At 64.2% G+C, this 12,962-nt stretch carries 11 protein-coding genes; 8 read left to right on the forward strand and 3 right to left on the reverse strand.

Translation table 11 applies throughout. The features are described 5' to 3' along the window. Positions 1–28 precede the first annotated feature (28 nt). Entirely contained in the window at positions 29–352 is a 324-nt protein-coding gene (locus AOT96_RS33535; protein WP_054801916.1) for a non-heme iron oxygenase ferredoxin subunit, read from the forward strand. Here AOT96_RS33535 and AOT96_RS33540 read toward each other — a convergent pair. Then, the gene (locus tag AOT96_RS33540; RefSeq protein WP_197486194.1) at positions 337–1,980 is read right to left on the reverse strand and encodes an FAD-dependent monooxygenase; all 1,644 of its coding nucleotides are present in this window, start codon (positions 1,978–1,980) and stop codon (positions 337–339) included. The genes AOT96_RS33535 and AOT96_RS33540 overlap by 16 nt on opposite strands. 180 nt (positions 1,981–2,160) lie before the next feature. Here AOT96_RS33540 and AOT96_RS33545 point away from each other — a divergent pair, with 180 nt between their 5' ends. From AOT96_RS33545 to AOT96_RS33560, 4 genes are all read left to right on the forward strand, one after another. Beyond that, positions 2,161–3,360, forward strand: a complete 1,200-nt coding sequence (locus AOT96_RS33545) for an NAD(P)/FAD-dependent oxidoreductase (RefSeq protein ID WP_063892153.1) — start codon at positions 2,161–2,163, stop codon at positions 3,358–3,360. A 68-nt stretch (positions 3,361–3,428) separates the two neighbouring features. Then, positions 3,429–4,400 carry an alpha/beta fold hydrolase gene (locus tag AOT96_RS33550; protein WP_058228103.1) on the forward strand — a complete coding sequence of 324 codons (972 nt, stop codon included), beginning with the start codon at positions 3,429–3,431 and terminating at the stop codon, positions 4,398–4,400. 37 nt (positions 4,401–4,437) lie between these two features. Next, positions 4,438–5,304, forward strand: coding sequence for an alpha/beta fold hydrolase (locus AOT96_RS33555; RefSeq protein WP_058228067.1), 867 nt, complete (start codon positions 4,438–4,440; stop codon positions 5,302–5,304). A 531-nt stretch (positions 5,305–5,835) separates the two neighbouring features. Further along, complete coding sequence (locus AOT96_RS33560) at positions 5,836–6,900, forward strand: extradiol ring-cleavage dioxygenase (RefSeq protein ID WP_058228068.1); 1,065 nt, start codon at positions 5,836–5,838, stop codon at positions 6,898–6,900. Between the two features lie 54 nt (positions 6,901–6,954). On the opposite strand, the gene AOT96_RS33565 is transcribed toward AOT96_RS33560, so the two are convergent. Then, complete coding sequence (locus AOT96_RS33565) at positions 6,955–7,758, reverse strand: IclR family transcriptional regulator (protein ID WP_231915183.1); 804 nt, start codon at positions 7,756–7,758, stop codon at positions 6,955–6,957. Positions 7,759–7,975: 217 nt separating this feature from the next. Here AOT96_RS33565 and AOT96_RS33570 point away from each other — a divergent pair, with 217 nt between their 5' ends. Next, complete coding sequence (locus tag AOT96_RS33570; protein WP_063892154.1) at positions 7,976–9,037, forward strand: amidohydrolase family protein; 1,062 nt, start codon at positions 7,976–7,978, stop codon at positions 9,035–9,037. Next, on the forward strand, positions 9,034–10,236 hold the full coding sequence (locus AOT96_RS33575; protein WP_063892155.1) for an FAD-dependent oxidoreductase: 1,203 nt from the start codon (positions 9,034–9,036) through the stop codon (positions 10,234–10,236). The genes AOT96_RS33570 and AOT96_RS33575 overlap by 4 nt, the downstream gene beginning before the upstream one ends. 70 nt (positions 10,237–10,306) lie before the next feature. Here the strand turns inward: AOT96_RS33575 and AOT96_RS33580 are convergent, their stop codons facing one another. Continuing rightward, positions 10,307–11,107 (reverse strand): enoyl-CoA hydratase/isomerase family protein, encoded by an 801-nt coding sequence (locus AOT96_RS33580; protein WP_058228070.1) that lies wholly within the window; start codon positions 11,105–11,107, stop codon positions 10,307–10,309. 183 nt (positions 11,108–11,290) lie between these two features. On the opposite strand from AOT96_RS33580, the gene AOT96_RS33585 reads away from it, so the two are divergent. Continuing rightward, positions 11,291–12,958 carry an acyl-CoA synthetase gene (locus tag AOT96_RS33585; protein WP_063892163.1) on the forward strand — a complete coding sequence of 556 codons (1,668 nt, stop codon included), beginning with the start codon at positions 11,291–11,293 and terminating at the stop codon, positions 12,956–12,958. The last annotated feature ends 4 nt before the right edge of the window (positions 12,959–12,962 follow it).

Raw genomic sequence — 12,962 nt, forward strand, 5'->3', positions numbered from 1 at the left:
CCGGCAATGACGAGGAGGTCGATACCTGATGGAAGATACACAGACGATGAAGCGCCAGTTAGCCTGCGCTGTAGATGATCTCACGCCGGGTGAGTCCATGACCCTCGACGGTGGACAGATCGCCCTGCACCGGGCCGAGGATGGGACGTTCTTCGCCACGGCCGACAGTTGCTCCCACGAGAAATGGTCGCTCGGCAGTGAGGGTGAGATCGAGGGCAGTGAGCTCGTCTGTCCGCTGCACATGGCGCGCTTCGATCTGGCCAGCGGCAAGCCGTTGTGTCTGCCGGCGACCATCGCGCTTGCGACCTATCGGGTCGAAATCGACGACGACCAAGTTTACGTCGTCTCCTGAGCCATTGCGTCGCGCTCAGCTTGGGTGAGGTGGCCGACCGCCTGCTCGGCCCAGTGGTCGACATCCTCGGGCAGCACGTCGCCGCGCCAGAACACGTGTAGGTCGGGCCGCACTAACAACAGCGAGCAATCGTAGGCCGCACGGACGTTCGGGTCGTCGATTCGAAGTACCTCCAGAGGTGCACCCAGCCTGGCGAAGTCCGCCTCGACGGCTGTCGTGTCGGCCGAACCGGTCAGGTCGATGAATGTGTAGTCCTGACCTAAAGCATCCTGCATGGCACGGCCGTCCTGGAGCCAGATGTGCGGGACACGTACGCCAGGACGCGTGTGCGCCGTGTAGGTCGTGGTGTCCCAGTCGGTGATGTTGTCGTCCTCATGGGCGATCAAATCCGAGCCGGCATAGCTGTAGCCCCACTCGACGCCGATCATCTCGTGGACGCGACGGTGGTGGATGTTCGCCGCGGCACCCACCTCCGACCGTAGTGTCGCGCCAGCGGGGGTGTCCTCGGTAATCTCAGGCGTCACGAGATCACGCCATAGGCTCATGCCTTGGGCGGCCCATCCGGAGGCCTGGACGTTGCGAGCGCCGACCTTGCGCCGCTCGGTCTCGTAGCTGTCGAGCAGACCCGGCCCACCCCAGCCCTGGACCGTTCCGGCCAGCTTCCAGGCCAGGTCGATCGCGTCACCGACGCCGGTGTTCATGCCCAAGCCACCGGTGGGGATCACCAGGTGGACCGCGTCGCCGGCCAGTAGTACACGTTCGTCGCGGTATCGCTCGGCCAGTAGGAGATGCAGCTTCCAGTTCGTCGAGTTGCGGATCGTGAAGTCGAAGTCGAAACCCACACGGTCGCGCACGGCCTGTGCGAGGTCGGCGTCCACGTCGATCGCGATATTGAGGGTGAAGTCCTTTCGGCTGCCCTGCACGACGAAGGCGCTGCCTTCGGCGTCGGCGACGTAGTAGTGGCGTCCCTTGCCAATTGGGATCTTGTCGTAGAGCTCATCGGAACGGAACGTGACCTGACGCAGCTGGCGGATACTGCCTTGCCCTTCGAGTTTGATGCCGAGTTTTTTGCGGATTGTGCTGATGCCGCCGTCACAGCCGGAGAGATATCCGGTGCGAACCGTCTCCCGGGCTCCCGCGAGGTCTTCGAGGGTCACGGTCACGCCTTCGTCGTCCTGGATGAAGTCGACGAGGTTGTAGCCGAAGCGCACCGTGACGTTCGGGGTGCTCTCGGCGACCCGCTTGAGCACAGGTTCGAGGTCGTTCTGTGCGACGAGTTGGTATGGCTCGAGCGGTTCGGAGGCGTCGGTCGTTGCGGCGATTGTGGCGCGGTGCTCGGCGACGCTGGGATATTCGAGCTTGACCAGGGGCGGGTCCGACAACCGGGTCACGATGAAGACATCCATCGAGCCATCGGCAGGGTAGCCTGCCGCACGAACTTCGTCGGCGATGCCGAGACGTCGGTAGAACTCCATCGTGCGTGCGTTGGAGCGGTCCATCTTGGGCCACTCCTTGGTTGTCGGATCCTTCTCGACCAGCAGCGTTCGGACTCCGCGCCTGCCGAGGTCGATGGCCAGGGTGAACCCGACCGGTCCTGCTCCTACGACGACGACATCGAACTCATTCACGATGGTGTGCTCCAAGATTGATGTTGATTTCGGTCGCGCACCGGTGATGCGTCCGCACAGTTTGGGGCGCCGTGTGCTCTGCGACCCAGCCGATGTTCCATCGTGCGAAACGTGCCCGCCGGGTTCCAGCCAGCGGTATACCTCGTTGCCCGACCCAGTGACCCCGATGACACTTGCGCCGTGTCCATCTTGATAATCGGCGCGTCCGTGGCGGGAATCCGCACGGCGCAGGCCCTCCGCATGCAGGGTTACAACGACGCCATCACGGTCGTGGGCGAAGAGGTCCACCAGCCCTACGACAAACCTCCGCTGTCCAAGGAGATGTTGCTCCCCGACGGCCCCAATCAGCCCGTTCCGCTGTTGTCGAGCGCCGAGTTGGAGGCTCTCGACGTCCAGATGCATCTCGGCACTCGCGCTGTCGCGCTCGACGTCAATGAACGCGTCGTCACGACCCATGACGGCACGACATTTCCGTTCGACGACTTGGTGATCGCGACCGGCGTCACCCCTCGAACACTGCCGGGGGCCGATACGCTCACCGGGATCCACACGTTGCGTAACGCCGAGGACGCCGTCGCACTGCGGGTCGGCCTGGCGACCGCACAAGACGTTGTTGTCATCGGTGCGGGATTCATCGGTGCCGAGTTCGCTTCGGCTGCACGGGCATACGGCACGCGCGTGACGATTATCGAGACGCAGCAGGTTCCGCTGACACATGTACTCGGAGCTGAAGTAGGTGCCGAGCTCGCACGCTTGCATGAGGTCAACGGTGTCACCGTCCACACAGGTGTGCAGTTCTCCCATTTCGTCGGAGATTCGCACGTCTCGGGAGTAGCACTAGAGGACGGTCGAGTCTTGCCTGCCGACCTGGTGGTCGTGGGAATCGGCGCAACTCCTGCCACCGAGTGGCTGGCGTCGTCCGGCCTACCGATTACCAACGGTCTGGAATGCGACGCGTCGCTGCATGTCCGCGGCACCGACCGGATTTTCGCGGCAGGCGACATCGCCCGATGGGCACACGGCTTCTACGGTTCGGACCTGCGGATCGAGCACTGGACCAATGCCAATGAGCACGCCGGGATCATTGCCGCCGACGTGATGGGTACGTCCGTCCCACATGCTCAGGTGCCGTACGTCTGGTCCGACCAGTACGGCCATCGGATCCAGATCGTGGGCCGTCCGGGCGACGGCGCCGTGGCGATCTCTCACGGCACGGTCGAGTGCGGGCTTGTCGCGGTATACGCGGACGAGGCCGGCATCGTGACCGGCGCGTTGGTCGTGGACGACCCGCGGATGTTGATGAAGTGCCGAAAGGCCGTGACCAAGCGCGTTGCGGTTACCGACCTGGATCTGGGCCTGACGCCCGCTCGTCCGGTGTGACCCGACCTAACGGCAGACAACTGACCCGGAGGCGTCCGCGTCCGGTGCACATCAATGAAGGAGTGAACATGGCGTTGACGGAAGAGGGACTCATCGAGGTTCCGGGAATGATGAGTCGCTGGGTTCGGCTCGCGAGTGGCGCGAAGGCCCACTACATGACCTCCGGCACGACCGGCCCGGCCGTCGTGCTGCTGCACGGTGGCCTTCCAGGCTCGTCGGGCACGGCGGGGTGGCGCTTCATGGCACCGTTCCTGGGGGCCAACGGTTTCCGGGTCTACTGCCCGGACATGCCGGCATTCGGTCTGTCGGACGACCGTGAGGAGTTCTGGCCCGAAGGCGTCCACAGCTATGTCGACTTCATCCATGAGTTCACGACTGCACTCTGCCTCGACGAGTTCCACCTGTCCGGCAACTCGATGGGCTGTATGAACACGACCAACTACGTTGTGGCCCATCCGGAGAGGGTGCTGAGCTTCGCGCTGATCGCCGGTGACATCGGCGACGTCGTACCCGCCGGGCTCAAGCCGCCGGCCAAGGTCGAGCTGACGCAGTACGACGGCACCCGTGAAGGAATGCGCTCGATGATGAGCGCCATCATCCACCGAGGCGAAGCGATCAACGACGACCTGATCGAGATGCGGTTCGCTGCGGCTGAGCGCGGCAAGGAGGCCCACGCGCAGTTCTGGCCCGGTCTGCTCCAGTACGGCCGGATCATCCCGTGGGAGGACCCCAATATCGAGGCGCGTCTCTCGACCAAGGGCCGGCTCGACAAGCTCACGATTCCCGGGATCTACCTCTACGGCACCGAGGACGTCTTGACGCCGGTCGAGTGGGGTTACGAGCAGGAGAAGGTCCTGCCGAACATTCAGTTCTTCTATCCCGAAGAGACCGGGCACCAGGGACAGACGGACTCGCCGGAGATCTTCAACCAGGTGTTTCTGGAGTTCTTCCGGGACGGCCAGGTCTCCCGTCAGAGCGCGGATGCAGCCGGTGTGTCCAAGTTGCGTCCCGAGCTTCCCGACCTCGTCGCGCAGGTCTGAAGTCCGGTTCCGGTCCTCGACGAAAGGAAACAGAATTATGAGCATTGCCACCGAGAAGTCCTCGGTCACCGCAGAGAGCACGAGCCGGACGGTCCTGACCAGCCGTTACAAAATCCACTACTACGAGGCCGGAGTCGGCCATCCCGTAATCCTGCTGCACGGCAGCGGTCCGGGCGCGACGGGGTGGAGCAACTTCCGCCCCAACATCGAGCCGCTCTCTCGCCAGTTCCACGTCCACGCGGTCGATATGCCCGGTTGGGGCGAGAGCGACACTCAGAACGACACAATCGGCCGTGATCACTCCGCCGATCTCATCGCGTTCATGGACGAGCTCGGGATCGAAAAGGCTGCCTTGGTCGGCAACTCAATGGGTGGAATGACGTCCGTCGAGACTGCCGTCCGCTACCCGGAGCGGGTCAGTCACCTGGTTTCGATGGGCGCACCAGCGCCTGGCCTCGACCTCTTCAGCCCCGGAGGCGGCCTCTCCGAGGGCCTGAAAGTTCTCTTCCAGGCATACCGAGTGCCCACACCGGAGAACATGAAGAAGCTCGTACAGATCATGTGCTTCGATCAGTCGATGGCCACGGACGAACTTGCCGGGCTGCGTTCGGCTGCAGCACTCGCCCACAGAGGGCACCTCGATAGCTGGAACACGTTGTGGGACAACCCACAGCCGCCCAACCCGTATTTCGGGTTGCTTCCCGATCTCGCCAAGATCACGGTGCCGACGCTCGCTCTGCACGGACGAGATGATCGGGTCGTGAGCTTCGAGCACACTCTGCGCTTCCTGGCTGCGGTTCCGACGTCACGTGCTCACATCATCAACCGCTGCGGTCACTGGCTACAGATCGAGCATGCCGATGAGTTCAACCGCATCATCACCGATTTTGTGAGCAACGCCTGAGGCAGCACGACACCGATGAGGGGTGAGGTCGATAGCCTCACCCCTCGTCCTCCGTCAAAGTCAGCTGCGTGACGCGATCCGCTCCAGCGCTACGTCGACCAGCAGGTCCTCCTGCCGCCGACCCTCTTGCGGGGTCCGGCCCAGACTGGAACGTCGCGGGCTGCTCACGATGTGTTGTTGCACTAGGTATGCCAAGGGGATGTCGTCGGTCCCGATGAGGTTGCGGACTGGCGCACAGGGGACGCCGGTAGTCGCCGACTGCTCGCGCCATGCAACGGCGGCATCCTTGCGTCGTCACGACGTGGGTCATCGGCAGACGTGGGTCATCGGCAGTAGGGGGCGTGGATGGGGAGTTCTCCATGTGGATCACCACCGAGCGCTGCGGGCGTTGCCGCGGAAGGTTCCAAGCACCAGAACTTCTGGTGGTGGGATGCGTTCCACAAGTCTCTAATGACGAATACGTTCGGATCATCGGCGCTTATCGACGAAGCTCGACGGCGCCGGTGTCAGCAATGAGGAGGAGCAGCACACATGGCAGAAGTGATAGGTCTCGGTATGACTCACTACCCGATGCTGGCCGGTGCGGACACGCACATGGCAAACCTGATGAAGAGCGTTCTGAAAGATCCAGATATCCCCGAGGATCGCAAGGACCCGGACAACTGGTCCGCGTTAGCGCAAAGCGAGTGGGGTGACGATCAGGGGACCACTGCCGCGGCCGGTCACCGGGCGCAGCTGCGCAAGGGACTCGACAAGGTCCGCGCCGCGCTCGACGACTTCGAACCCGATGTTGTCCTGGTGTGGGGCGACGACCAGTACGAGAACTTTCGAGAGGAGGTCATCCCGTCTTTCTGCGTCCTGGCGTATGCGGACACAGAGGTTGAGCCCTTCGCGGTGTTGAAGTTGCTCGATGTCCCCAACGTTTGGGGTCTTCCGGACGAGGAGCGGTTCACGATGAAGGGCGACCCCAAGTTCGCCAAGCAGATCGCGACTGCCGTGCTCAACGACGGCATCGATGTCGCCTACTCGTACGAGCAGCGTGAAGGGATCCACTTCCCGCACGCGTTCGGCAACACTCAGATCTTTCTCGACTACGACAACGTCGGTAAGGAGTTCCCGTATCCGGTGATTCCCTTGGCGGTCAACTGCTACGGCGAGCACGTCATCGCGCGCAAGGGCGGCATCGCCCGCTTCGCCGACATCAAGGCAGGGGAGAATCTCGATCCTCCGGGACCGTCCCCGTTACGCTGTTTCCAGTTCGGCCAGGCCATCGGTCGTGCCGCACGTGCCAGCGACAAGCGCGTCGCGCTGATTGCCTCGGCGAGTTGGTCACACGCCTTCCTGAACGACAAGGACTGGCACCTGCGTCCGGACATCGAGGCTGACCGCGCGTTGTACGACGCGATGGTCGCATGCGACTACGAGGCATGGAAGAAGGTCACAACGCGTGAGGTCATCGAGGCAGGCCAGCATGAGATGCTCAACTGGTTTTGTCTGCTGGGTGCGATGTCCGAGCTCGATCTGAAGCTCGAGTGGAGCGAGTTCGTGGAGACCGAGGTTCTCAACTCCAACAAGACGTTCGCGATCTACCGCTGATTGGAACGTTCGACGGCGCCGTCTTCCCGATCGGGGGTTCGGCGCCGTCGAACGTCAGAGCTCGCGCGGAAACCAGTGCGCTCGTCCCTGAGCCAGGCCCCCACGGGACCCCTTTGCGATCTGGGCTGCGGTGTCACGCAAGGCATTCACGATCTTCTGACCGGTATCGGTATCGGCGCGGTGGGAGATCGAGATCGCGCCGATCGCGACGTCGTGAACCACGATCGGGGCTGCGACGCAGGCCTGGCCGAGCTGTGCCTCGTTGTGCTCATAGGCGATGCCGCTGGTGCGGATCTTGCGGAGCTCGATCACAAAATCCTCGACGTTCGTGATCGACCGCGGCGTCAGCATGGGCATGGGCGAGGGGAGGAACGCCTCGAGGTCTTCGAGGTTCTCCCAGGACAGCAATGCCTTACCGACGGCTGTGCAGTTGGCCGGGAGACGGACACCGACACCGGAAGGGCCGGTCGGGGCAACGGGATTGGCGAGCTTCTCCAGATAGACGACGTCGTAGCGCCGCAGCACCGCGAGGTGGACGGTCTGGCCCGACCACCGGTGGAGTGCGGCGAGGTAAGGCATCGCCATGTCGCGCATGCTGCCGGCCGGCGTGTTGGCCGCAAGTTCCAGCAGTCCCAGCCCCAGCTTGTAGCCGGAGCGGTGCTGCTCGATGGCATCGAGGTCGATCAGCCGAGCGATCAGCCGATGCACGGTGGACTTGGGTAAGCCCGACGCGCGCGACAGCTCGCTGAGTGTCATGACCCGTTCGTTGTTGTTGAAGGCGCGGAGGAGGTCGAACGCCTTGGACAGGATCGATGGTGGCTCGGGGGTCCGAGACCCATGGGCGAGAGGGTCATTCACAGTGTGCAACTCCGAGGGGTTGTACGGCACTCGCAACGTGACGTGGTTCACCCACCTTAACCAGGTGGATATTGTGCGCTTTTTTGTGGCTTCGGGCGATCACGTGGCTATTCCGTCGGATGGAACAGGGACTGGTATTTCGCGTTGGGTCGTATTTAACCTTCCGTGGGGACGACTCTCCGGTTCTCCCTTACGCCCTCTTTTAGGAGCAATTCGGATGTTCACCGATGCCCCAGGTACCCACTGCGGAACGACGGTTGACGTCCACGCACATCATTTCCCACGTGGGCTCGACGATTTCGCGGCGCGTACGGGCGACAGACGGTGGCCCTGCCTGGTCCGCGACGACGACAGTTCGGGCCGGATCATGCTTGGTGACAGCGAGTTTCGGAAGGTCCGCTCTGCCCTGTGGGACGTGACCCACCGGGTCGGTGAGCTCGACGTTGCAGGGATCGATGTGCAGCTCGTGTCGCCCGTCCCGATCACGCTGACCGATTGGGCACCTCCGCAGGAGGCTGCGGATTTCGCCCGTGCCATGAACGACGGCATCGCCGAGGATGTAGCCGCCGCTGACGGTCGATTGCTGGGCCTCGGTGCGCTACCGGTCCAGGATATCGACGCAGCAGTCGTCGAGCTCGAGCGTGCGGTGAGGACGCTCGGGCTACGAGGTGTCGAGATAGGCTGCCGACTGGCGGGCCGCGAGCTTGACGACCCGGCGGTACGACCGCTCTTCGAGGCCGCTGCCGCGCTGGGTGCCGTCGTCTACGTACACCCACTGGGAGGGGGAGACGGAGCACTGCGTCGCACCGGTCAGCCGTACGATTTCGGTCTCGGCATGTTGACCGACACGGCGCTCGCCGCGGGAGCTCTGGTATTCGGGGGAGTCCTACGGGACCTGCCCGAGCTGCGTGTCGTGATGTCGCACGGCTGCGGAACCTTCCCCTGGTCGTTGCCGCGCCTTCGCCTCGGTGCCGTCCTCGCCGGCGACACCGACCACGACCACGACGACCTAGCTCGTAGGCTGTGGGTCGACACTCTGGTCTTCGATGCCGAACACCTGGCGCTGTTGGTCCGGCGCTTCGGTGCCGAGCACGTCATGATCGGCACGGATCACCCGTTCATCGCCGGCCAGCTCGAAGGTCAACAGACGCAGGTCCGCGACGCGGTCGATGCTGGAATCCTGACGGCGGAGCAAGCACTCGGGGTGTTGGGGACCAACGCCCTGGATCTTGTCCGAGGCAGCAGGCTCACTTCGGGCGCCGAGGCTACAGCACCATGACGACACACGACGTCACTGTCGTCGGTGGGGGCCCCATCGGACTCATCACGGCACTGGGCCTCGCGCAGGCTGGTATCGGTGTCACGGTACTCGAGGCCACGCCTACCGTCGTCCGCACGCCGCGGACAATGTTGTTCCACTGGTCGATCATGGCCGAACTGGAGCGACTCGGTCTGCTGGCCGCCGCGGCGTCGGCCGGGCTGGTTCAGCGGAGCTGGACGCTTTCGGTCCCGCGGACCGGTGAGGAGCTCGTGTTCGACCTGAGCGTGCTGGACGACTCCGTCGAGCACCCCTTCACTCTCCACCTCGGGCAGGACACGCTCAGTGAGATCGTGCTGGCCCGGCTCGGTGCAATGTCCAACGTCCGGATCGAGTGGGATATGTCGGCCCGCTCGTTCGAGCAGGATGCGCACGGCTGCACCGTGTCGGCGGTTGGTCCGGCGGGTGAGCGTGACTACCGCTCGTCGTGGGTCGTGGCGGCCGACGGCGCCCACAGCATCATCCGGCGTCAGCTCGGGCTCGCCTTCCCCGGTATGACATGGCCCGAGCGCTTCGTCGCCACGGATCTGGACCTCGATCTGGCGACACTGGGCTACGCGCGCTCCGTCGCCCGGGTGGACCCGACGCACGGTGCGCTGATCGCGCAGTTCGGTGATCCCGTGCCGTGGCGCTACACGTACGCCGAGAGCCTGATGCTGCCGAACGACTCGGTCGCAGACCGAATGCCCGACGTCTTCCGCGCCTTGCTGCCCGACGATGTCGATCCGCAGGTCACGGCGTGGGCGGCCTTCCGGATGCACGAGCGTGTCGCAGACCGGTTCCGAGTCGGCCGCGCGCTACTGGTCGGCGACTCGGCACACGTCACCAACCCGTCGAGCGGCTACGGCGTGGCAGGAGGGTTCTTCGACTCGGCCCTGCTCGTGGAGACGCTGGCCGCGGTGGTCCACGGCGACGCCCCAGAGGACATGCTCGACCACTACTCGGGCGTCCGGCGTCGGGTCTTCACCGAGATCTCGTCGCCGGTGTCCTCGGAGCGGAAACAGCTGATCTTCGACAGTCATGACCCGGTCAGGCTCGAGGCAGACCTGGAACACTATCGCCGGATCACCGGAGACCGTGACTTGATGCGTCGGGCCATGCTGGTCGAGCGCGAACTGCAAAGCGAATCGTTGCTGTCGAAGGGAAACCTGCCGGTCTGATGCGGTATCCCCTGGACCGATGTTGCCGATTGCTTCGCGGAGTTCGACCAGTATGTGGCATTTCCCGCGATCAGCGGTTGTTGTAGACGGGTACGCGACGCTGCATCTGGGCATTGATCGCCTCGATGAAGTCCTCGGTTGCAGCTCCTGCAGAGGCGTGCTCACGCTCGAGCAATAGCTGCTCCTCGAATGAGGCATCGATCGAGTTGCGCAGCAATGCCTTGGTGCGCCACAGCGAGCCCGGAGCGACAGCGAGTAGGCCATCGACGACCTCTTGAGTCCGGCTCTCGAGGTGTGCATCGCTGCTGAGCCAGTTGCACAGGCCGAACCGCTCGAGATCCTCGGATCCGACGACGTCGCCGAGCAGACAGATCTGCAGCGCGCGTGACGGTCCTACGCGGCGGGGGAGGAGCCAACTCTCGCCGTGATCCAGCGAATGCCCGAGATGGGGCTGCGGGAGGGATATCTTCGTCGTGTCGGACGCGATCACGAGGTCGGCGGCGAGCATGAACATGACGCCGATGCCGATCGCGTAGCCGCGCGTGCTCGCGACAATGGGCTGTGGCAGGGCCAGCAGATCTCGCAGCAGCGGCTGAATAGTCCCGGAGATACTCGAGTCGAAAGCTTCTCGACGCTCGTCGGCAGGCGCACCGAGGACACTTGCGATATCGCCCATGTCGGACCCGGTACAGAAGTCGGTGCCCTCGCCGCGGATCACCACGACATCGACGCACTTTCGGGTGCGCAGGTCGGCGACGGTGTCATGCAGTGCGGCGACCATGTCGGAAGTGAGCGCACCTTTGGCCTCAGGGCGGTCGATCGTGATCCATGCGACGCGTTCTGTGTGCTCGATCCGCACCTGTCCGGTCATCTCGCCATTCTCCTCACCATAAACACACTGCTGGCAGCCGCGGTGCTGCTCCGGAAGGCCTCAGAGTAAGCAGGGGCCTACACATCGACAGCCCACGGTTCCGAGGCACGGAACACGATGGTGCGGTCCGCCGCGAGGGGTGGTTCGGTGAGATTCCTACCGTTCGACACCGAGGTGAAAACTATGTCCGTAGTGCGCGAAAACCTGTACGCCGAACTCCACGCCGAGCGTGGGCTCTCGAGCTCCGAGATCTGGCGAGCTGCCGAGAAGCGACTCGACTGGCCGATCGATCGCGGGCTCAACACCGCACATGAGTGTGCGGACCGGTGGGCGCGCGACCGGGCTCGTCTCGCAATGATCATTCGGCACCCCGACGGCAGCAGCGACCGCTGGACCTACGCCGAGCTGGCCCGGACGTCGAGCCGACTGGCCTCAGCGTGGAAGGCCGCAGGGCTCGTGCGTGGTGACAAGGTTGCAGCCCTGGTCAATCAGCAGGTCGAGGCGTTCATCGGAGCGCTCGCCGCGTGGCGTTCGGGCATGGTCTACGTGCCGCTGTTCGCCGGCTTCGGCACCGATGCCATCGTGCAGCGGCTCAATGGCGCCGAGCCGGCAGCGGTCGTGGTCGATCACCGGTACCGGGGCCAGCTCGCAGAGGCGTTGCCGTTTCTGACCGTCGACCCTCAGATCTACACCGTGGCAGGCGCTGCAGGACGCGGCCTGGTCAAGGGCGACCGGAGCCTGTGGGCTGAGATCGACAGCCATGCTCCCGATTTCGGCATGGTCGAGACGGCGCCCTCCGACCCGGCGACGTTGATCTACACCAGCGGTACGACTGGTGCGGCGAAAGGCTGCATCCAGCCCCACTCATTGATTCTCACCATTCAGCCGTTCATCCGGCACACCTGGGCGTTAACCCCCGACGACATGTTCTTCACCGGCGCAGCACCCGGATGGTCCTACGGCCTGTACACGACCGGTGCTGGACCGATGGCGCTCGGCATCCCGCGCGTGGTCTACAGCGGGGACTTCGATCCGGCTGCGTGGTTGCGTATCTTCGAGGAGGAACAGGTCACCTACATTGCGGCTGCGCCCAGCGCGCTGCGTCGTCTCGTTCCGATCGCTGCGCGCCGGGGGATCTCGAGTAGCGTGCGCGGCGCGACCAGCGCGGGCGAACCGCTCGACGCGCCGCTCGCTCAAGCGTGGATGGAATTGACCGGCAGCACGATCCAGGACGGCTACGGCCAGAGTGAGGCCGCCATGGTGCTGGCCAACCTCGCAGACCCGGCGACTCCGGACGTCCCGGGCGCGATGTCATCGGTTGTCCCTGGCTTCGATATCGTGCTCGTTGACGACGAGGGCGTCGAGCAGGAGAGCCAGGGCATTTTGGCGCTGCGCAACCCCGAGTATCAGGCTGCGACCGGCTACCTGAACGGTGACGACCTGTGGAAGGCCCGTTGGCGTGATGACCTTTTCCTGACCGGCGACGTCGTGCGCCGTGACGAGGACGGTCGCTACTGGTTCGTCGGCAGGGACGACGATCTGATCGTGACGTCCGGCTACAACGTAGGGCCCAGCGAGGTCGAGAACCTCATCCTGGCGCACCCCGGAGTCACAGAGGTCGCCGTCGTGGCGGCGCCCGACCCTGAGCGCGGCTCGGTCGTGCGCGCGATTATCGTGCTTAACGGGACAGTTGGCCAGCAGCAGGTTTCCGACGAGATCGCCGCGGACGTGCGTAAGAACCTCGGACGCCACGCGTACCCCAAGATCATCGACTACGTCGACGAGTTGCCGCGTACGGAGGCTGGCAAGATCAAGCGCAACGAACTGCGCCGGCAGACCGCGCCGGTGTGAGGCA

This window comes from Rhodococcus sp. 008, from assembly GCF_001682295.1.
GTDB classification, from domain to species: domain Bacteria; phylum Actinomycetota; class Actinomycetes; order Mycobacteriales; family Mycobacteriaceae; genus Rhodococcus_F; species Rhodococcus_F qingshengii.

Coding starts and splice junctions, on each gene's coding strand:
- AOT96_RS33535 (WP_054801916.1), top strand. CDS start 29: ATGGAAGATACACAGACGATGAAGCGCCAGTTAGCCTGCGCTGTAGAT.
- AOT96_RS33550 (WP_058228103.1), top strand. CDS start 3,429: ATGGCGTTGACGGAAGAGGGACTCATCGAGGTTCCGGGAATGATGAGT.
- AOT96_RS33555 (WP_058228067.1), top strand. CDS start 4,438: ATGAGCATTGCCACCGAGAAGTCCTCGGTCACCGCAGAGAGCACGAGC.
- AOT96_RS33560 (WP_058228068.1), top strand. CDS start 5,836: ATGGCAGAAGTGATAGGTCTCGGTATGACTCACTACCCGATGCTGGCC.
- AOT96_RS33570 (WP_063892154.1), top strand. CDS start 7,976: ATGTTCACCGATGCCCCAGGTACCCACTGCGGAACGACGGTTGACGTC.
- AOT96_RS33575 (WP_063892155.1), top strand. CDS start 9,034: ATGACGACACACGACGTCACTGTCGTCGGTGGGGGCCCCATCGGACTC.
- AOT96_RS33580 (WP_058228070.1), bottom strand. CDS start 11,107: ATGACCGGACAGGTGCGGATCGAGCACACAGAACGCGTCGCATGGATC.
- AOT96_RS33585 (WP_063892163.1), top strand. CDS start 11,291: ATGTCCGTAGTGCGCGAAAACCTGTACGCCGAACTCCACGCCGAGCGT.